Source organism: Pseudomonas xionganensis (assembly GCF_009763245.1).
Lineage (GTDB): Bacteria > Pseudomonadota > Gammaproteobacteria > Pseudomonadales > Pseudomonadaceae > Aquipseudomonas > Aquipseudomonas xionganensis.
Genome location: NZ_WKJZ01000002.1, coordinates 349,629 through 368,147, shown reverse-complemented (window position 1 = coordinate 368,147; position 18,519 = coordinate 349,629). Strand labels below are relative to the sequence as shown.

At 62.3% G+C, this 18,519-nt stretch carries 18 protein-coding genes; 8 read left to right on the top strand and 10 right to left on the bottom strand.

What is annotated here, in order from left to right; all coding sequences use genetic code 11:
* Positions 1 to 7 precede the first annotated feature (7 nt).
* The 4 genes from GJV18_RS14325 (at position 8) to ung (ending at position 4,330) form a co-directional block, all read left to right on the top strand.
* The gene (locus tag GJV18_RS14325) at positions 8 to 1,921 is read left to right on the top strand and encodes a phospholipase effector Tle1 domain-containing protein (RefSeq protein WP_160346747.1); all 1,914 of its coding nucleotides are present in this window, start codon (positions 8 to 10) and stop codon (positions 1,919 to 1,921) included.
* Positions 1,918 to 2,820 carry a DUF2931 family protein gene (locus tag GJV18_RS14320; RefSeq protein WP_160346745.1) on the top strand — a complete coding sequence of 301 codons (903 nt, stop codon included), beginning with the start codon at positions 1,918 to 1,920 and terminating at the stop codon, positions 2,818 to 2,820. Before GJV18_RS14325 ends, GJV18_RS14320 begins: the two co-directional genes overlap by 4 nt.
* A gap of 10 nt (positions 2,821 to 2,830) precedes the next feature.
* Entirely contained in the window at positions 2,831 to 3,472 is a 642-nt protein-coding gene (locus GJV18_RS14315; protein WP_160346743.1) for a DUF2931 family protein, read from the top strand.
* A 162-nt stretch (positions 3,473 to 3,634) separates the two neighbouring features.
* The gene (gene ung, locus GJV18_RS14310) at positions 3,635 to 4,330 is read left to right on the top strand and encodes a uracil-DNA glycosylase (protein ID WP_160346741.1); all 696 of its coding nucleotides are present in this window, start codon (positions 3,635 to 3,637) and stop codon (positions 4,328 to 4,330) included.
* A gap of 77 nt (positions 4,331 to 4,407) precedes the next feature.
* Here the strand turns inward: ung and GJV18_RS14305 are convergent, their stop codons facing one another.
* The 6 genes from GJV18_RS14305 to GJV18_RS14280 form a co-directional block, all read right to left on the bottom strand.
* Positions 4,408 to 5,259 (bottom strand): DUF6279 family lipoprotein, encoded by an 852-nt coding sequence (locus GJV18_RS14305; RefSeq protein WP_160346739.1) that lies wholly within the window; start codon positions 5,257 to 5,259, stop codon positions 4,408 to 4,410.
* Positions 5,260 to 5,332: 73 nt separating this feature from the next.
* Entirely contained in the window at positions 5,333 to 6,376 is a 1,044-nt protein-coding gene (locus GJV18_RS14300; protein ID WP_160346737.1) for an AbrB family transcriptional regulator, read from the bottom strand.
* A complete protein-coding gene (locus tag GJV18_RS14295; protein ID WP_160346735.1) occupies positions 6,369 to 7,877 on the bottom strand; it encodes a tripartite tricarboxylate transporter permease in 1,509 nt (502 codons plus the stop codon). The genes GJV18_RS14300 and GJV18_RS14295 overlap by 8 nt, the downstream gene beginning before the upstream one ends.
* Before the next feature lies 1 nt (position 7,878).
* Positions 7,879 to 8,322, bottom strand: a complete 444-nt coding sequence (locus GJV18_RS14290; protein WP_160346733.1) for a tripartite tricarboxylate transporter TctB family protein — start codon at positions 8,320 to 8,322, stop codon at positions 7,879 to 7,881.
* A 122-nt stretch (positions 8,323 to 8,444) separates the two neighbouring features.
* Positions 8,445 to 9,422, bottom strand: a complete 978-nt coding sequence (locus tag GJV18_RS14285; protein WP_160346732.1) for a Bug family tripartite tricarboxylate transporter substrate binding protein — start codon at positions 9,420 to 9,422, stop codon at positions 8,445 to 8,447.
* Between the two features lie 29 nt (positions 9,423 to 9,451).
* Entirely contained in the window at positions 9,452 to 10,717 is a 1,266-nt protein-coding gene (locus GJV18_RS14280) for an OprD family porin (protein ID WP_160346730.1), read from the bottom strand.
* A 287-nt stretch (positions 10,718 to 11,004) separates the two neighbouring features.
* On the opposite strand from GJV18_RS14280, the gene GJV18_RS14275 reads away from it, so the two are divergent.
* Positions 11,005 to 11,676, top strand: a complete 672-nt coding sequence (locus GJV18_RS14275) for a response regulator (RefSeq protein WP_160346728.1) — start codon at positions 11,005 to 11,007, stop codon at positions 11,674 to 11,676.
* A complete protein-coding gene (locus tag GJV18_RS14270) occupies positions 11,669 to 13,063 on the top strand; it encodes a sensor histidine kinase (RefSeq protein WP_160346726.1) in 1,395 nt (464 codons plus the stop codon). Before GJV18_RS14275 ends, GJV18_RS14270 begins: the two co-directional genes overlap by 8 nt.
* Here GJV18_RS14270 and GJV18_RS14265 read toward each other — a convergent pair.
* The 3 genes from GJV18_RS14265 to ygfZ are packed head-to-tail and all read right to left on the bottom strand — an operon-like array spanning position 13,046 to position 15,679.
* Positions 13,046 to 13,807: a substrate-binding periplasmic protein gene (locus tag GJV18_RS14265; RefSeq protein ID WP_160346723.1), complete on the bottom strand. Its 762-nt coding sequence runs from the start codon at positions 13,805 to 13,807 to the stop codon at positions 13,046 to 13,048. The two genes, GJV18_RS14270 and GJV18_RS14265, sit on opposite strands and share 18 nt — an antisense overlap.
* Positions 13,808 to 13,865: 58 nt before the next feature.
* Entirely contained in the window at positions 13,866 to 14,702 is an 837-nt protein-coding gene (locus tag GJV18_RS14260) for an HDOD domain-containing protein (RefSeq protein ID WP_160346721.1), read from the bottom strand.
* Between the two features lie 35 nt (positions 14,703 to 14,737).
* A complete protein-coding gene (gene ygfZ / locus GJV18_RS14255) occupies positions 14,738 to 15,679 on the bottom strand; it encodes a CAF17-like 4Fe-4S cluster assembly/insertion protein YgfZ (RefSeq protein WP_160346719.1) in 942 nt (313 codons plus the stop codon).
* 256 nt (positions 15,680 to 15,935) lie between these two features.
* Here ygfZ and GJV18_RS14250 point away from each other — a divergent pair, with 256 nt between their 5' ends.
* On the top strand, positions 15,936 to 16,190 hold the full coding sequence (locus GJV18_RS14250) for an FAD assembly factor SdhE (protein ID WP_160346717.1): 255 nt from the start codon (positions 15,936 to 15,938) through the stop codon (positions 16,188 to 16,190).
* A complete protein-coding gene (locus GJV18_RS14245) occupies positions 16,174 to 16,626 on the top strand; it encodes a protein YgfX (protein ID WP_160346715.1) in 453 nt (150 codons plus the stop codon). Before GJV18_RS14250 ends, GJV18_RS14245 begins: the two co-directional genes overlap by 17 nt.
* Here GJV18_RS14245 and nadB read toward each other — a convergent pair.
* A complete protein-coding gene (gene nadB, locus GJV18_RS14240) occupies positions 16,595 to 18,211 on the bottom strand; it encodes an L-aspartate oxidase (protein WP_160346713.1) in 1,617 nt (538 codons plus the stop codon). The two genes, GJV18_RS14245 and nadB, sit on opposite strands and share 32 nt — an antisense overlap.
* Between the last annotated feature and the right edge of the window lie 308 nt (positions 18,212 to 18,519).

Here is an 18,519-nt window from a genome sequence, read left to right as displayed (position 1 = left end):
TGTGCACATGAGCGGAAAACCCGCCGCACGTCTATCAGACCCAACGGCCTGCCCGATCCCTGGTCATGGCGTCAATCCGATTGCCAGCGGTTCGCCGAACGTCCTGTTCGATAACCTGAGTGCTGCGCGCCAGGGGGATAGCTCCGCCTGTGGCGGTGCTCTCGTAGGCAATGTAATTCCGAACGTACTAATCAATGGAATGCCCGCCACTACCCTTGGCAGCATCGGCAGCCATGGCAATGTCGTGATTGGTGGCTCGGGGACTGTACTGATCGGTACGACCCACAATGCCGCCGCGTTCAGTGCGCCGGTAGCGCTGGCGATAGGTAGCGGCGCAGCACATGCGTCAGGCACAAGTGCTCCGAATAGCTTAGCCCCGCTCACTGACACTCTCGCGCGAACCTGGCAGGAAGAACCTGGCGACCCCGCGCCACTTGGCCTTGAAGAAGAGGACGAGGAGGAAGAACTGGAAGAACAAACGCAGCAGGGCATTACCTTGCGCGTGGGCTTCTTCTTCGATGGAACCGGCGACAATGCTTCCAACGTTGCACTGGGGGCTCAATGCCGCGCCAACCAACTTGGTTACGATGCAGCCGATGAACAAGCCCTTCTGGATTACTGCCCTCCTCATCAGATGGACCCAATGAGTAGCTATGCACGGGAGCGGACTAACATTGCCCGGCTGCATGATTTATACGGCGATGATGTAACGAGAAGGCTTGCTGATACTGAGCAAAAAGCTGAGCTGCGCATCTATATTGAGGGTGTCGGCACAAGAACAGATCAACCTGATCAGCAGTTCCCAGATATGGCTCTTGGTGCTGGTGATACCGGGGTCATAGCCAAAGTAGAGGCCAGTGCTGAGAGGTGCTCAAACGCACTAAAAACCTTCTTCGATTTAAATCCCTACAAGCAAATTGCCAGCATCGAAATTGATGTTTTTGGCTTCAGTCGAGGAGCTGCCGCCGCCCGCCATTTCGTCAATGACCTTCAACGGGGAGGCTCGTCACTTTTAGCCCAAGCTATGCGCAAGTTTAAAACGCCGCTAACCGGATGCTTTGCCTGGCGGTTTGGTCAGGACATACAAGTGACTCTCGTCGGGTTGTTTGACACTGTTGCAGCCATCGGCGGCCTGAGTGACGGGTGGGACGTGAACGATGACCAGAACGGTGACCTCAAATTGCATTTGGCCAAAGACAGTGCAAAGCGTGTAATCCACTTGGTGGCAGGCGACGAGTACCGCCATAACTTTTCGCTCAACAGTACCCAGCCAAACTTTACCGAAATCGTCCTGCCCGGCTCGCATGGCGACATTGGCGGCAACTACCCACTGGAAGCAGAGGAAAAACTGTTTCTAACTCGCCCCTTCCGCGATGAAATTGATAACCGCTTGCCCAATGAAGAAAGCCAAGCCTGGAAGCAAGCCAGCCAAGCTCTTCAGTCCTGGTTGCAACGGGGCTTGATCGACTTAGTCCATCCTAATGGCAAGCTATTTATCGACTGGAGACAAGTACGTTCCACCGACAATCCTGGCCGCCGAAAAGTGATTTATGCCCAAGTAAAACTTGAGCGAAAAGTGCGTGGTGAATATGGGCGCATTCCCTTGCGCATCATGCATGCCTTGGCTAAAGACACCGGGACACCACTTCGGCCAATCCCTAATACAAGTGAGCTACGGCTACCTGTGGAGCTAACTCTTATTGCGGATAAATTGATGGCCTACGCCCAGGGCAAGACGCCATTAAATCTTGAGTTCGAAGAGCAAGATTTACTCTACGCCCATTTCCTGCACCAAGCGGCGCACTGGAATGTGTACCCCGGTGAGAGTGGCGCATTGAGCGTTCACTTCGTCAATCGCCCAACAAGAGACGGGCAGCGTACCATCCACCCGAACAAACCAGATTCGGTAACCCTGCTATGAAGCATTACCTCTTTATTCTGCTAACCCTTATTCCGTTACTAGCAAGCGCGAAACCGGCCACCGAGCTAGCTGGCCGCTATGTGCTGCAAGGCGCACGAGAAACAGGCTCCACACTGGTCTTGAAAGACAAAGGCCGCTTCGAGGCAACCTTTGCCTATGGCAACTTAGATGGCCGTGTTCAAGGCCACTGGCAACGAAATAAAGACACGGTCACCCTGACTGCCGAAGGGCACTCTGATGTAGCTGAATTATTCAAAAGCGTGCCCCTGGCTATCGGCAAACATTGCTTGATCCGGGATATGGGGGATCACAAAGCCTGTTACCTGCGCCAACCGCAACTACCTTACAAAGCCTGGCATCTAGGTTTCTTTACCCCAGAGCATATGGATATTTGGCTCGAAACCGCCGATGTAACAGATGCTCGTGGTATCACCGTCACTCAAGCGATGTCTGGGACCGTTTCCAGCACGGGCGAAGTATCAGGCTGGCCTACAAAAATCGGTATGGGTTCAGGGAAGTACATGAGTCAACTGGAGCTTCCCCAAAGCATATTTGTCCGCTGGCAGTCTCTATCTGAACCGCAAACCTATCGAGCGACGTTGGAAATCCCCGAGTCAGCTCGCAACTTAATGCTTCAGCAAGAAGAGGTTGACTGCGTCATGGGCGGACGGCAGTCCGCTTATCGAGATGCAGTCGTTATCGGTCTAGCGCCTGGTGGTATCGTAAAACTTTGGGTTAGTGGTTCCTGCTTCAAAGGCTCTGAAGTTTTGCGTGTTCAGGCTGAAATTGAACCAAAGGGACCTGACCAAGGGCAAAGCGATGGGCAATATGCTTTACCACTTGAACCCGCAGCGAAGGCTTATATAGACCAGCACGGCATCCCGTATGGTTCGTGGTAGTGCATAGCCCATGAAGTGTTTGCTACTTGCTGTCGTTTTACTTAGTCAAGTTCCTGGAGTTTGTAGCGGTACCGAGACGCACAGTAGGCCGCAGCTACCTTACAAAGCCTGGCATCTGGGCTTCTTTACACCTGAACACATGGATATTTGGTTAGAGACCGCCGACGTTACGGATGTTCATGGAATTACCGCCACCCAAGCGATGTCTGGCACCGTTTCCAGTACGGGCGAAGTATCAGGGTGGCCTGCAAAAATCGGTATGGGCTCTGGGAAGTACATGAGTCAACTGGAGCTTCCCCAAAGCATATTTATCCGCTGGCAATCCTTGTCTGAACCGCAAACCTATCGAGCGACGCTGGAAATCCCCGAGTCAGCTCGCAACTTAATGCTTCAGCAAGAAGAGGTTGAATGCGTCATGGGTGGACGGCAATCCGCATATCGAGATGCAGTCGTTATCGGTCTGGCGCCTGGTGGTATCGTAAAGCTGCGGGTTAGTGGTTCCTGCTTCAAAGGCTCAGAAGTCCTTCGCGTTCAAGCTGAAGTTGAGCCAAAAGGGCCATACCAAGGGATGTCGAAGGGGAGGCATCGTTCGTTAAAGCCCGCTGCCAAGGCGTACATCGAACAACACGGCATCCCGTATGGCTCGTGGTGAATGTATAGGTCATGAGTCCCTTGCTACTAGCTAGCTGTGCCTGTCTTTATCTCGTTGCGTGCAAGCGGCAAGCCTGACAGCCAAGTCGAACAGCATTCGCCTTGACTTGCCCTGATCCCTTCCTTAGCGTGCCGTCTCCGTTGATATAAGCAGGATTCAGGCATGAGCGCCGCCGATAAGGTCAAACTCGAAGCAGGCTGGAAAGCGGCTTTGCACGAAGAATTCGACAAGCCCTATATGCGCCAGCTGGGGGATTTTCTGCGGGCGGAGAAGGCAGCCGGCAAGGTGATCTACCCGCCAGGGCCGCTGATCTTCAATGCGCTCAACTCCACGCCGCTGGACCAGGTGAAAGTGGTGATTATCGGCCAGGACCCCTACCACGGCCCGGACCAGGCCCATGGCCTGTGCTTTTCGGTGCAGCCGGGGGTGAAGACGCCGCCGTCGCTGGTGAATATCTATAAAGAGCTTAAGCGTGACCTGAATATCGATATGCCCAATCACGGCAACCTGCAGCACTGGGCCGAGCAGGGGGTACTGCTGCTCAATACCTCGCTGACGGTGGAGCAGGGCAACGCCGGCTCCCATGCCAAGATTGGCTGGCAGACCTTTACCGATAAGGTGATCGAGGTGGTCAGCCAGCAGCGCGATCATCTGGTGTTTCTGCTCTGGGGTGCCCATGCCCAGGGCAAGGCCGGGCTGATCGACAGCAGCAAGCACCTGTTGCTGAAATCCGTGCATCCTTCGCCGCTGTCGGCCCATCGCGGTTTTATCGGCAATGGCCATTTCAGCCGCACCAACAAGTTTCTCGACCAGCATGGGCTGGCGCCTATCGATTGGCGCTTGCCGGAACTGAGTTAGCAGGGCTTGCCTGGTGGGAGTAGAGTGCGCTGTGCGCACCCATAAGGGTTGCGAATGATCGGTGCGCACGGCGCACCTTACCCGCAGCGCTGTCCCTCAAGATCCTCGCGCAGATCGGCCAGACGCTTGCTCAGGCGCTGGCGTTGCTCGGGCTCGGCGCTGGCCAGCAGGTCGCTGAACAGTTGGGCCAGGGCCTGGCGGGAGTTACTCGCCGCCTGGCGGTAGGGCTCGGTATAGAAGCGTTCGCGTTCTTCCAACAGCGGTTTTAGACGCTCGGCAAAGTCTGCCTGCTGCCGGCTTTGCAGGGCTTCCAGCAGCAGGGCTTGCCAGTGCCTGCGATTGTCCAGCCACAGCGGGCTCTGGCCTTCCAGGCGCTGCGCCCAGGTCTGCACATGGGCCTTTTGCGTGGCGTTCAGCTTGCCCAGCCAGGGCCGCAGGCGTTTTTCCATGCGCGTGGTGCGCTGGCTCAGCAGGGTGGCGGCTGGCGGCTCGATATAGTCCTGGTGATCTTCCTGATTGCGCTCTTCCATGGCCTGACGCAGATGCTCGACCTGCGCGGGGCTTAGCCCCTGCAGCAGCTCGATGGCGTCCGAGGTGATCTGCCGGTAGAGGCGATCAATGGCGCTATCGAACTCGGCGAACTGGGCCAGCAGCTGCTGCGGCTTGGGGTCAGCGCGAAAGAGCTGTTCGCTGCGCTGCAGCCAGTCGATATAGCGTGGCAACTCGGCGCTGCAGTGCCATTGCAATTGGTTTTGCAGGCGCGGCTTGAGCCAGCGCTTCTGCTCGGCGTCGAGGGCCAGGTAGTGGTCCAGACGCCAGGGAATCAGGCGGTCGAGGTTGCGGTAGGCCAGATCAACCCGGCTGCAGGCGACCAGCAGGCTGGTCAGCAGCAGCAGGATCAGACCGGTTTTGACGGGCTGCCATCCCATGCTCGGTGCCTCTACACAAGAAGCCCCGAGCTTACGCCAGACATGAGCCTTTGGGCGGCCCTGGACATATCCGCTAAAAATCTGCCCGACGCCGCTGCCAGCAGGCAAACAGTGGTTCGGCCAGAAACATCACCAGAAACAGGCGCAGCACCTGCACGGCGGTGACCAGGGCCACCGACAGCTGCAGGGCTTCGGCGCTCAGGCACAGTTCGGTAATGCCGCCGGGCATCATGCCGAGCATCAGCGCGTGCTGATTTTCCCCGGCCAGCGCGCCCAGGCCGTAGCCAAACAGTGCGGCGGCGAGCATGGCCAGCAGGCTGAACAGCAGGATGCGGGCGAGAAAGGCCGGGGCGCTGCGAAAGAAGCGGCGGTCGAAGTGGCAGGCCAGGGCGCAGCCGAGCAGCCATTGCCCGGTCTGCCCGAGCCAGGTGGGCAGGCCCAGGTGCAGGTCGAAGCTTACACTGGCCACCGCGCACAGGGTCAGCGGGCCGAGCATCCAGGGGTTGGGTTGGCCGAATCGAGCCCATAGCCAGGCCAGCAGGGCGCCACCCGGCAGCAGCAGGGCCAGCCAGGGCCAGTCAACGGCGGCGGGGGCGGGCGCCTCGATCGGGGCCAGGCCCCAGGTAAACAGCGCCGGTACCAGCAGCACCACCAGCAGCAGGCGCAGGCTGTGGGCAGCGGCCACCTTGGCCGGTTCCGCCTGGTTTCGGTTGGCCAGGTTGACCATCTCGCTGGCACCGCCCGGCATGCTGGCGAAGAAGGCGGTGGCGCGATTTTCCCCGGCCCGGCGCAAAATCAGGATGCCGATCAGGCTGAGCAGGCTGGTGCCGATGGCGGCGCTGAGAATCAGCGCCAGGTGGCTAAGCACCTGGGCCAGCACCTCGCTGGTAAAGTGCAGGCCGATGCCGCTGGCCACCAGCCATTGCCCGCCTTTGCGCCCGCCCGGCAGCTCAGTGATCAGCCAGCCGCTGCAGCGGGCGGCGATGACCGCCAGCAGGGCGCCGATCAGCCAGGGCAAAGGCCAGCCGAGCAGGCTGGCCAGGTAGCCCCCGGCCAGGCCGACCAGGGGGGTGGCCCACCAGCTGGGCCAGTGGGCCGGATGCCAGTGCTTAGGCATTGGCCGGTTGGGCGCTGCGACGGGCGCGCCACTTGCGCAGGGCCGGCATGCCCAGCATCAGCGCAGTCAGGCCCCACAGGCACAGGCTGATCGGGCTGCTCCAGAGGATGCTCAGTTCGCCAGCGGAGATCGACAGGGCGCGGCGCAGGTTGTCTTCCATCAACTCGCCGAGGACGAAGCCGAGGATGATCGCCGACAGGGGGAAGTCCAGCTTGCGCAGGATATAGCCGAACACGCCGAGGCCGATCATCAGCACCAGGTCGAAGGTGGTGCTGTGCACCGCGTAGACACCGACCATGCTGATCGCGGTGATGGCCGGCACCAGCACCCAGTTGGGCACGCTGAGCATCTTGGAGAACAGCCCGACCAGGGGGATGTTCATCGCCAGCAGGATCACGTTACCGATCAGCAGTGAGGCGATCAGGCCCCAGACCACATCCGGTTGCTGTTCGAACAGCAAAGGACCGGGGGTGATGTTGTACAGGGTCAGGGCGCCGATCATCACCGCGGTGGTGCCCGAGCCCGGCACGCCGAGGGTCAGCATGGGGATCAGGGAGCCGCAGGCCGAGGCGTTGTTGGCCGCTTCCGGCGCGGCCAGGCCGCGCAGATCGCCTTCGCCGAACTTGCCGCTGGCGCCGGCCATGCGCTTCTCGCTCATATAGGTCATGGCGCTGGCGATGGTGGCGCCGGCGCCGGGCAGGGTGCCGATAACGAAACCGGCCAGGCCGCTGCGCACCATGGTGGCGAAGGTGAAGCAGAACTCCTTGAAGTTGAACAGCAGACGCCCGCCGGCCTTGACCGCCTGTTGCCCGCTGTGGGTTTTCTCCAGCATCAGCAGCACTTCGCTGACGCTGAAGAAGCCGATCACCACGATGATGAACTGGATGCCGTCGGACAGGCTGACGCTGCCGAAGGTGAAGCGGTACACCCCGGTGGTGGAATCCACCCCGACCGTGGCCAGGCCCAGGCCGATCAGGGCGGCCATCAGGGTTTTCACCGGTTTGTCACCGACCATGCCGCCGAGGCAGGCGATGGCGAAGATCATCATCACGAAGTATTCGGCCGGGCCAAAGGCCACGGCCCACTTGGCCAGCAGCGGGGCGAACAGGATCACGCCGCAGGTGGCGATCGTGCTGCCGACGAAGGAGCTCATCGCCGACAGCGACAGGGCGATGCCGGCCTTGCCCTGACGGGCCAGGGGGTTGCCGTCCAGGGAGGTCATTACCGAGGCGGCACAGCCCGGCACGTTGAGCAGGATGGCGGAGATGCGTCCGCCGTATTCACAGCCCAGGTAGACGGCGGCGAGCAGGATCAGCGCGGTTTCCGGCGGCAGGCCGAGGGCAAAGGCCAGCGGCAGCAGCAGCGCCACGCCGTTGATCGGGCCCAGGCCCGGCAGCATGCCCACCACGGTGCCGACAAAGGCGCCGAACAGCGCCACCAGCAGGTTGGTCGGGCGGGTGGCGACATCAAAGCCTTGCATTAAAAAATTCAGGGTTTCCATTTCAGCTCTCCACAAAGGCTTCGAACAGGCCCAGGGGCAGGGGCACATCCAGCAACAGGTCGAACAGGCTGTAGAGCAGCACGCCCATCAGCAGGCCGCTGATGGCGCAGGGCAGCAGGCGGCCGGTAAACAGCAGGCCGAGGACGAAGGCGGCCAGGGCAGTGGCAATGACAAAGCCCAGCACCTCGAACAACAGAGCGTAGGCCAGCAGCGTGAGCACGCAGAGCAGGGCGCGGCCGGCGGCCTGGGGGTTGAAACGCTGCTCCAGCAGATCGGGCTTGCACAGCAGCCACAGGCTGGCGGCGGCCATCAGCGTGAGCAGCAGCAGGGGATAGGCCCGCGGGCCCACCGGGTCATAGGCGAAAGGTGCCTGGAAACCCCAGGCCAGCACGGCAAGACAGGCGCACAGCAGCAGCCAGCTCGCGGCAAACAGGCGAACGTACATAGAGGATTACCTCAGAGGTTATGAGTGCATGCGATGCCGTTTTTTTGTAGGAGCCAGCTTGCTGGCGATTCCAGATGGCGGATCGCCAGCAAGCTGGCTCCTACAGGGGGCAAGGAAACCGCTTACTGGATCAGGCCGAATTCGCCGGCCAGGGCCTTGTATTCTTCAACCTGCTTGAAGACCAGGGCCTGCAGTTCGTCGCCAGTCACGGCCAGGGGCAGCAGGTCGCGCTGCTCACGCAGTTTGGCGAAGTCCTCGCTGGCCAGCAGGGTGTCGAACTGCTGTTTCCACCAGTTGTACTGCTCGTCGCTGACTTCCGGGCCCATATAGAAGCCACGGATCACCGGCCAGGTGATGTCGTAGCCCTGTTCGCGGGCGGTGGGGATCTGCGCCAGGGTGCCGGGCAGGCGTTCCTCGGACAGCACGGCGAGGATGCGCACCTTGTTCGCCGCCAGTTGCGGGGTGACTTCGCCCAGGCCGCTGGAGGTGACCTGGACATGGCCGCCGAGCATGGCAGTGAGGGTTTCGCCGCCGCCTTCGAAGGCCACATAGCGCAGGTTTTTCGGGTCGATACCGGCCAGGCGGGCGATCAGGGCGGTCTGCATCCAGTCCTGGCCGCCGATGGTGGCACCGGCGCCGAAGACGATGCTGCTCGGGTCTTTCTTCAGGGCCTGGACCAGGTCATCCAGGTTCTGGAAGGGCGAGTCGGCGCGCACGGTGATGGCGCCGTAGTCGGTGCCCACGGCGGCCAGCCAGCGCACACCGGTTTCGTCGTAGCGGCCGAACTTGCCCTGGGCCAGGTTGAGCAGGGAACCGCTGGAGAAGGCGGTGATGGTGCCTGGGTCCGCCGCGCGCTGGGCGATCACCGAGTTGTAGGCCACTGCACCGACGCCGCCGGGCATATAGGTGACGCGCATCGGGGCCTTGAGCAGGCCCTCGTCCTTCAGGCCGCTCTGGGCCAGCTTGCAGGTCAGGTCGAAGCCGCCGCCGGGCTTGGCCGGGGCGATGCATTCGGGGCGCTTGGGTTCAGCGGCCAGCAGCTGGCCGGCGAAGGTCAGGCAGGCGGTGGCCAGGGCGATGCGGGTAAAGGCAGTTTTCATTTTTGGTTCCTCGCGGTTTTTATTGTGGATTACCAAATCGGCAGTGTGTAGCCGACGATGATGCGGTTCTCGTCCGCATCACGGGCGAAGTCGGAACGGAAGCTGGCGTTGCGCAGGCGTACATAGACATCCTTGAGCGCACCGCTCTGCACCACGTACTTGAGTTCGATATCGCGCTCCCATTCGCCGCCACGCTGGTCGCTGCCGGCAATGCGCGCGTCAGTACCTTTGACGTAGCGGGTTAGGAAACTCAGGCCGGGCAGGCCCAGGCTGGCGAAGTTGTAGTCGTAGCGGGCCTGCCAAGAGCGCTCGTCGGCGTTGGCGAAATCGTTGATCTGCACGAAGTTGACCAGGTAGGGGTCGCTGCCATCGATATAGGCGTAGCCGGTGTCGCCACTCATCTTCTGATAGGCCAGGCTGAGCTTGTGCCCACTGTGGGCGTAGCTGAACACGCCATTGAGCGCGCGGTTGTCGATCTTGCCGGCGTTGGCCTGGCCGGAATCATCGCTGAGCATCAGGCGCAGATCGGCGGCCAGGGTGCCGCCGGCCAGGGGGTAACTGGCCAGCAGGTTGAAGAAGTTCTGCCGGTAGATGTCCTCAAGCTCGGCATGGAAGTAGCGCGCCTTGAGGTTTTTATTGAGCTGGTAGTCGAGGCCGAGCAGGTCCAGGTGATCGGCGCTGACCCCGGCGGTGAAGCGCTTGTTCTTGCTGTTGAGCACCAGTTCCTCGGAGTTGGTCGAGGCGCGGTCGATCACCTTGTCCAAGCGTCCGCCGGTGACGGTCAGCCCTTCCAGCTCGCTGGAGGTCAGCAGGCCACCTTCGAATACCTGGGGCGTCAAGCGGCTGTCACTGGCCTTGACCACCGGCAGCTCGGGGATATGCGAGCCATAGCGAAACTCGGTGGCGGAGACCTTGACCTTGGCCGTCAGGCCCAGGCGGGCGAACTGGTCGGGGGTGCCGCCGTCATCCTGCACAGGCAACAGGTCGGTGCCGGTGCGGCCGCCGCCGGAATCCAGCTTGACCCCGAGCATGCCCAGGGCATCGAGGCCGAAGCCGACGGTGCCTTCGGTGTAGCCGGACTGGATATCGAGGAGGAAACCCTGGCCCCACTCTTCGCGCTTGTTCTGTCCGTCGCCTTCGCGGAAATCGCGGTTCAGGTAGATATTGGTGGTGGTCAGGCTGGCTGTGCTGTCTTCGACAAAAGCGGCCTGGGCGGCAGGGGCGAGCAGCGTCGCGGCTACGGCTAGACTGAGCAGGTGAGCAGGCGGCAGGGCCTGACGGGATGCCTTGAGCATCTTGTGGTCTCCATTGTTGTTTTTGTCACGCCTGCGCACCACTGCGCGGGTCGTTCTGGTCGGTGGATCGAGCCACCTGTCAGCGATCCTAGGGGGTCAAACTTTCACCAGGCTTTCAGCGCTGAAAGAAAACCCCTGGAGCACGGGCGCTCGGGTCTGTGGCGCTCAGGCTTGCCAGGCGGCAAGGATTTTCCTGAGGTTCGGCGCCGGCATTTGGGCAATTCACAAGCGAGTGCGGCGCTGTACACTCCGGCCCTCTGGAGAGCCGGCTTGGCTGGGGAGGTAGGGTGCGAATTCTATTGGTCGAGGACCATCTGCAGCTGGCGGCCAGTGTGGCCCAGGCGCTCAAGGGCGCAGGCTGGACGGTGGATGTGCTGCATGACGGGGTGGCCGCCGACCTGGCTCTGGCCAGCGAGGACTACGCCCTGGTCATTCTCGATATCGGCCTGCCGCGCCTGGACGGTTTTCAGGTGCTGGCGCGCCTGCGCGAGCGTGGCAAGACCCTGCCGGTGCTGATGCTCACCGCCCGTGGCGAGGTCAAGGATCGGGTGCATGGCCTCAACCTGGGCGCCGACGATTACCTGGCCAAGCCTTTCGAGCTGTCCGAGCTGGAGGCGCGGGTCAAGGCCCTGCTGCGCCGCAGCATGCTGGGCGGCGAACAGCAGCAGCGCTGCGGCAACCTGCTCTATGACCTGGGCACCCGCCGTTTCACCCTGGATGGCGCAACCCTGAGCCTGACGGCCCGCGAGCAGGGGGTGCTGGAGGCGATGATCGCGCGGCCCGGGCGGGTGATGAGCAAGGAACAGCTGGCCGCCCAGCTGTTCGGTCTGGACGAGGACGCCAGTCCCGACGCCATCGAGATCTATGTCCATCGCCTGCGCAAGAAGCTGGAGGGCGGTGGCGTGCGCATCGTCACCTTCCGCGGCCTGGGTTATCTGTTGGAGGCCGTCGATGGCTGAGACGGGTAGCCTGCGTGGGCGGCTGCTACGGCGCCTGGGGCTGCTGCTGGCGCTGATCCTGCTGGTCAGCAGCCTGAGCGCCTATTGGAGTGCCCGCCAGGCCGCCGACACAGCTTATGACCGCACCCTGCTGGCCTCGGCCCGGGCCATCGCCGAGGGGTTGTATACCGAGGACGGCAGGCTCAAGGCCAATGTGCCCTATGTGGCTCTGGACACCTTCGCCTATGACAGTGCCGGGCGCATCTACTACCAGGTGCTGGATCTGCAGGGGGCCTCCGTATCCGGCTACGAAGATTTGCCGGGCGCGCCCGCAGGGACGCCACGTACCGATGATTACCCGGCCCTTGCACGCTTCTATGATGCCGAGTACCGCGCCCAGGGCGTGCGGGTGGTCAGCCTGCTGCAGCCGGTGAGTGAGCCCGGTAGCAATGGCATGGCGGAAATCCGCGTGGCCGAGACCCAGGGCGCCCGCGAGCGCATGGCCCAGGCCCTGCTGCTCGGCACCCTGCTGCGCATGGGGCTGTTGGCACTCTGTGCCCTGCTACTGGTGTGGCTGGCGGTGACCCTGGCCCTGCGCCCGCTGGAGAGCCTGCGCCGCAGCGTGGCTGCGCGCACCAGCGATGACCTGCGGCCTCTGCCCGATGCTGATCTGCCGCGGGAATTGCGGCCATTGGTGGGCGCGCTGAATCAGTTCAACGAGCGCCTGCGTAATCTGTTCGAGCGCCAGGCGCAGTTTATTGCCGATGCCGCCCATGAACTGCGCACGCCCCTGGCGGCGCTCAAGGCGCGGGTCGAACTGGGCCTGCGCGCACAGGAGGCCGATGTGTGGCGCAGCACCCTGGAGGAGGCGGCGCAGAACACCGACAAACTCACTCATCTGGCCAACCAGCTGCTGTCCATGGCGCGGATCGAGAGTGGCGCCCGGGCGATTGCCGAGGGCGGTGCCGAGCGCCTGGACCTGAGCCAGTTGGCCCGGGAGCTGGGCCTGGCCCTGGCGCCTCTGGCCCATGCCCGCGGTATCGATCTGGCCCTGGAAGCCGAGCAGCCGGTGTGGCTGCTGGGCGAGCCGACCCTGCTCAACGAGCTGCTGTGCAACCTGCTGGACAACGCCCTGGCCCATACCCCGGCCGGCGGTCAGGTGATTCTGCGGGTATTGCCGGGGCCGTTGCTGGAAGTGGAAGACAATGGGCCGGGCATTCCCGCAGATGAGCATGAAAAGGTCTTTGCCCGCTTCTATCGGCGCCGTGTGGGTGGTTCGGGGGCCGGGCTGGGCTTGGCCATAGTCGGGGAGATCTGCCGCGCCCATCAGGCGCAAATCAGCCTGCACCAGGCTCGACCCCATGGCCTGCTGGTGCGGGTGGAGTTTGCCTCAGGGGCCCAGGCTTAGCGGCCTTTGCATTTCCAGCAGGTACTGGGCGATCTTGCCGCTGGCACGTAACTGCTCCAGACCACGGTTGAACCGTTCGATCAGCTCGGCGTTTTCCGCGACCTCACGGCTGAGCAGCAGGTGCAGGCTGTCGGCGCGCAGGGGCTTGGGATGAAAGCTCAGCTGCGCCCGCTCGGCGGCGCTGAAATGCTGATGGAGCATGTCGAAGCCCACCACCTTATCCATCGGGAAAAGGTCGATGCGCCGGGCCAGCAACTGGCGAAAGGCGATTTCATCACTATTGACCCGGTTGACCTTGAGCTGCCCTGCGGCCTCGGCCTGCTGAAAGGCTTCGCCATAGTCATAGCCGCGGGTGCCGGCCAGGCGCCGACCCTGCAGGTCGCTGACCTGCTGCCAGTCAAAGGCATAGTCCTTGCGGTGAAACAGGTAGTAGCCGCTCTCCACCACCGGGTCGCTGATAAAGAACTTGGCTTCGCGTTCCGGGCTGCGCAGCCACACCGCGCTGCCGTGGCGCTTGCCGCGTTCGGCCAGTTGCAGCGAGCGTGCCCAGGGATGGAACTCCCACTGCACCTGGACCCCTTCCAGGGCAAAGGCTTCGACGACAATGCGTGAGGCCACGCCCTGGTGGGGGAGCTGTTCGCCGAGATAGGGCGGCCATTCGCCATTGGTCAGGCGCACTGCATCCGCCGCGACCGGCAGGGCAGTGAGCAGGCTGAGCAGCAGGCAGCTAAGCAGTGCGCGCATTTGAGGGGTGCCGATGCAGATATTCATTTGAGCTTAGCTGCAATCGGCACGGCGGGGATTACTGCAGCATGCTCATGGCCGCTTCCATGGCGGCCGAGAGGTCTTCGTCCTCGTTGAGGTTATGGCTCGGGTCCAGGCCCAGCTTGCGGAATGCCGGGATCTGGCTCCAGTCCAGCTGGGTATAGGGGTGTTCGCTGCCCATGTAGCTCTGCAGGGTGGCCACCTGAACGATGTCCACATAGTCGACCTTGGCGCTGTCGCGGCTGAAGTCCAGGTACTGGCTGGGCACCATGGCAATCTGTTCGGGGAACTCCCAGGTGCGCAGAATCTTGTCGCCGATGATCGGGTGGATCTTCTCGATCACATGGTTGAGGCTGATGGAATCGGCCAGCAGCTCGCTGTGTTCCTCGGCATAGGTGAGGATCGGCAGCACGCCGATCTGATGGACCAGGCCGGCGAGGGTGGCCTGATCCGGCAGCAGGCGGGTGTAGTGCTTGCACAGCACATGGCAGATGCCGGCGATTTCCGTGCTTTTGTTCCACACTTCGCGCATCTTGCGGTCGACCACGTCGCTGGTGGCCTGGAACATCTGCTCCATGGCCAGGCCCGTGGCCAGGTTGCAGGTGTAGTTGATGCCGAGGCGACCCACGGCCATCTGCAGGTCGGTGATTTCCTTGTTGGTGCGCAGCAGTGGGCTGTTCACCACCTTGATGATACGTGCGGTGAGGGCGGCGTCGTTACCGATCACCTTGCTAAGCTGGGCCACGCCGATATCCGGATCTTCGGCCGCCTCGCGCACCTTGAGCGCCACTTCCGGCAGGGTGGGCAGAACCAGCTCATCGTTGTCGATGGCCTTGATCAGGTCCTTCAGGACTTTCTCGGCAAGCATGCTCATGGGTCATTCTCTTTAAGCTGTCAGCATTGATTAGGTTAGCGCTGGGTCTCGCGGTTTGAGTCCAGTGTATACGGCAAATCCAGCAAATTCAGGGTGGGGCCATCGCTTGCGCCCAGATGGATGCGGCCATCCTCGCTGGCGTCTTGTTGCAGCACCGCCAGTAGCTCGCAGCCCTGCTCGGCCTGGGCAGCCAGCACCACTTCGCCAACGCTGGAGCCATGGACCGGTGAGAACAGCTCTGTGCCCGGTGCCGGAACTTCACCGCCGGCCAGGCTCAGGCGGTACAGGCGGCGCTTGAGCTTGCCCAGGTATTGCATGCGCGCGACGATTTCCTGGCCCGTATAGCAGCCCTTCTTGAAGCTGACGCCGTCCAGGGCCTGCAGGTTGATCATCTGCGGGATAAACAGCTCACGGGTCGGCCCCGTGACCTGGCCGATGCCGGCGCGGACCTGGGCCAGCAGCCAGGCATTGAGCGGTGCCTGGGGCAACTGCTGGCTGAGTTGCTGTTGCAGGGGCTCGCGCTGTGCCGCGGGGGCCCAGAGCTCGGCGCGGCCATCGTGCAGGCGCAGGGCCAGGCGCCCGTCGGCCTGCACCAGGCTGCCTGGCTCGTGCGCCAGCATCAGGCCAAGCTCGTGCAATACGGCATCGCCACCGCTCAGGCCAAAGCGTACCCAGGCCGCACTTTCATCGGTGAGTTTGGATTTACTGAATACCGCATATTTCTGCAGGTCGGTCAGTTGCGCGGCGAGCAGTTCGCTGGTCATGGCCAGCAGGTAGCCGTCCTCGACGTTGACGATGCGAAAGCTCGATTGCATGCGGCCCTTGGGTGTGCAGCGGGCGCCCAGGCTGGAGTAGCTGGCGCCGAGGTAGTTGAGGTTGCAGGTGACTTGGCCCTGCAGAAACTTGCTGGCATCCGGGCCGCGCACGGCGAGGATGCCTTCGTGGCTGAGGGAGCAGTAAAACGCGGTATCGGCCATGGGTTATTGGGCATCGCTGGAGAAAAGTTCGGGTGTCCATCATAAAAGCAGCGGTAAGCCGCAAGCTACCCGCTTCAAGTAAAAGCCTGGAAAAAATGGCCGGGCGCCATCGCTTGCTGCAAGGCTGTTGGTGTGGCGGCCAAGGGGTTAGGCCATATAAGTTTCACTGTCCGGTTGAGCGGGCTGTTTGTAGCGCTCGCCGCTTGAGGCTCGCTTGCGCCTGTTATACTGCGCGTCCCTATCTAGGAGCATTCCCATGGTCGACTCGGTTGAACTCAATCGTCTGTTCTGGCACAGCCGGCGCGGCATGCTGGAGCTGGACGTGTTGCTGGTGCCCTTTGTTCGGGAGGTCTACCCGAATCTGGATGAGGACGATCGGGCGCGCTACCGCAAACTGCTCGAATGCGAGGATCAGGACATGTTCGGCTGGTTTATGCAGCGGGGTGAGCCCGAGGATGCCGATCTCAAGCGTATGGTTCGCATGATTCTGGATCGTGTCCAGCCGCAGTGAAGCCTTCGAATGTCACTGGCAGCCTTCGCTGGGGTTGCTGCTGGCCTATGCTGCCGTGCAGGGGTTGGCGTCGCTGAGCCTGCTGCTGTTGGATCTGCCGGTCTGGGGCGTACTGCTCGGTTTGCTAGGTTGCCTGGGACATGCCCTGTGGGTGATGCCGCGGCAGGTGCTGCTGACGTCTCCTGCCGCCTACCGTGGCCTGCGCCATGATCAGGACGGTTGGCAGCTGTTCAGTGAGGGTGCGGGCTGGCAGGCTGTCCAGTTGTGTCCGGATAGCCTGGCCCTGCCGCTTATAGTGGTGCTGCGCTTTCGCCTGGCCGGCCAGCGTCGGGTGCATGCCCTGTGCATTCCCCGCGATAGTCTGCCGCGGGATCTGCATCGGCGCTTGCGGCTGCGCCTGAAATTCAGTCGACGTAGGTGGGCGGCTGCAGAATAGTGTCGCGCGCTTCGCTCAGCTGCTCCGGGTAGTCCAGGGTGTAGTGCAGGCCACGGCTTTCCTTGCGCTGCATGGCTGAGCGAATCATCAACTCGGCCACCTGGGCCAGGTTGCGCAGCTCGATCAGGTCGCGGCTAACCTTGTAGTTGCTGTAGAACTCATCGATTTCATCGAGCAGCAGGCGCACCCGGTGCTCGGCCCGCTGCAGGCGCTTGTTGGTGCGTACGATGCCTACGTAGTCCCACATAAAGCGCCGCAGTTCGTCCCAGTTGTGCGCAATGATCACGTCCTCATCCGAGTCAGTCACCTGGCTGGCGTCCCAGCCGGGCAGGTTGCTCGGCATCTCGACCCGCTCCAGTTGGCTGACGATATCCTCGGCGGCCGCGCGGGCATAGACGAAACACTCCAGCAACGAGTTGCTGGCCATGCGATTGGCGCCGTGCAGGCCGGTAAAGCTGGTTTCGCCGATGGCATACAAACCGGGTATGTCGCTGCGGCCCTGCTGGTCGACCACCACGCCGCCGCAGGTGTAGTGGGCGGCGGGCACCACCGGAATGGCTTGCTTGGTGATGTCGATGCCAAAGGTCAGGCAGCGCTCGTAAACGGTGGGGAAATGCGTCTTCACGAACTCAGCCGGTTTGTGGCTGATATCCAGGTACACGCAATCTATCCCTAAGCGTTTCATTTCGTGGTCGATGGCGCGGGCGACTATGTCGCGCGGTGCCAGTTCGGCGCGGCTGTCGAAGCGCGGCATAAAGCGCTTGCCATTGGGCAGCTTGAGCAGGCCGCCTTCGCCGCGCACCGCTTCGGTAATCAGGAAGCTCTTGGCCTGGGGGTGGTACAGGCAGGTAGGGTGGAACTGGTTGAATTCTAGGTTGCCGACCCGGCAGCCGGCACGCCAGGCCATGGCAATACCATCGCCGCAGGCCCCGTCCGGGTTGCTGGTGTACAGATAGACCTTGGCCGCACCGCCGGTGGCGAGCGCCACGAAACGGGCGCTAAAGGTGTCCACCTCGCCTGTGCTGCGATCCAGTACGTAGGCGCCCAGGCAGCGTTGGCCGGGCAGGCCCAGCTTGCGCTCGGTGATCAGGTCGACCGCCACCCGCTGTTCCAGCAGTTCAATATTGGGGCGCTGCCTGGCCTGTTCCAGCAGGGTATTGAAGATGGCGGCGCCGGTGGCGTCGGCGGCGTGGATGATGCGGCGGTGGCTATGGCCGCCCTCGCGGGTCAGGTGGAACTCGAAGCCACCGTCTTCGCGGTCCGTTTCGTCGTCGCGGGTAAAGGGCACGCCCTGGTCGATCAGCCACTGGATGGCTTCGCGGCTATGCTCAACGGTAAAGCGCACGGCGTCTTCACGGCACAGGCCGCCCCCGGCATTGAGGGTGTCGGCGACATGGGACTCGACGGTGTCCGTATCATCCAGCACGGCGGCTACGCCGCCCTGAGCCCAGTAGGTGGAGCCGTTGGCCAGGTTGCCCTTGCTCAGTACGGCAATACGCAGGTGGCTGGGCAGGGTCAGGGCCAGGGTAAGGCCGGCGGCGCCGCTGCCGATGACCAGAATGTCGTGTTGGTGGTGTTGGCTCATGTCCGGATTCCGCGAAAGGCGGCCCCTAGTATATAGAGGGGGTGGGCGGCACAATAGCTTCCTTATTCCCAGGCGGCTTGCTCAGGAACTTATTACCTGCGCGACGTTCTATAGGCGGGCGTGTCGTGTGCGGCTCTTACCGTGCCGGCTGGTGCTTAACAGGTCTGGCGTCTATTGCGTCATGGGCAATAAAACAGATCACAGGTGCAGCGGGCAGGTCATGGCTGCACCTTGTATGTCGTCCCGCCACCGGATTGGCAGGAGGCACGTTTGAAGGAGAGAACTTTTGCGCAATGCCCGAGTCTACT

Bases quoted from the DNA above. Each gene is read 5' to 3' on its own strand.
- GJV18_RS14325 (WP_160346747.1), top strand. From the start codon at position 8: ATGAGCGGAAAACCCGCCGCACGTCTATCAGACCCAACGGCCTGCCCG.
- GJV18_RS14320 (WP_160346745.1), top strand. From the start codon at position 1,918: ATGAAGCATTACCTCTTTATTCTGCTAACCCTTATTCCGTTACTAGCA.
- GJV18_RS14315 (WP_160346743.1), top strand. From the start codon at position 2,831: ATGAAGTGTTTGCTACTTGCTGTCGTTTTACTTAGTCAAGTTCCTGGA.
- ung (WP_160346741.1), top strand. From the start codon at position 3,635: ATGAGCGCCGCCGATAAGGTCAAACTCGAAGCAGGCTGGAAAGCGGCT.
- GJV18_RS14305 (WP_160346739.1), bottom strand. From the start codon at position 5,259: ATGGGATGGCAGCCCGTCAAAACCGGTCTGATCCTGCTGCTGCTGACC.
- GJV18_RS14300 (WP_160346737.1), bottom strand. From the start codon at position 6,376: ATGCCTAAGCACTGGCATCCGGCCCACTGGCCCAGCTGGTGGGCCACC.
- GJV18_RS14295 (WP_160346735.1), bottom strand. From the start codon at position 7,877: ATGGAAACCCTGAATTTTTTAATGCAAGGCTTTGATGTCGCCACCCGC.
- GJV18_RS14290 (WP_160346733.1), bottom strand. From the start codon at position 8,322: ATGTACGTTCGCCTGTTTGCCGCGAGCTGGCTGCTGCTGTGCGCCTGT.
- GJV18_RS14285 (WP_160346732.1), bottom strand. From the start codon at position 9,422: ATGAAAACTGCCTTTACCCGCATCGCCCTGGCCACCGCCTGCCTGACC.
- GJV18_RS14280 (WP_160346730.1), bottom strand. From the start codon at position 10,717: ATGCTCAAGGCATCCCGTCAGGCCCTGCCGCCTGCTCACCTGCTCAGT.
- GJV18_RS14270 (WP_160346726.1), top strand. From the start codon at position 11,669: ATGGCTGAGACGGGTAGCCTGCGTGGGCGGCTGCTACGGCGCCTGGGG.
- GJV18_RS14265 (WP_160346723.1), bottom strand. From the start codon at position 13,807: ATGCGCGCACTGCTTAGCTGCCTGCTGCTCAGCCTGCTCACTGCCCTG.
- GJV18_RS14260 (WP_160346721.1), bottom strand. From the start codon at position 14,702: ATGAGCATGCTTGCCGAGAAAGTCCTGAAGGACCTGATCAAGGCCATC.
- ygfZ (WP_160346719.1), bottom strand. From the start codon at position 15,679: ATGGCCGATACCGCGTTTTACTGCTCCCTCAGCCACGAAGGCATCCTC.
- GJV18_RS14250 (WP_160346717.1), top strand. From the start codon at position 15,936: ATGGTCGACTCGGTTGAACTCAATCGTCTGTTCTGGCACAGCCGGCGC.
- nadB (WP_160346713.1), bottom strand. From the start codon at position 18,211: ATGAGCCAACACCACCAACACGACATTCTGGTCATCGGCAGCGGCGCC.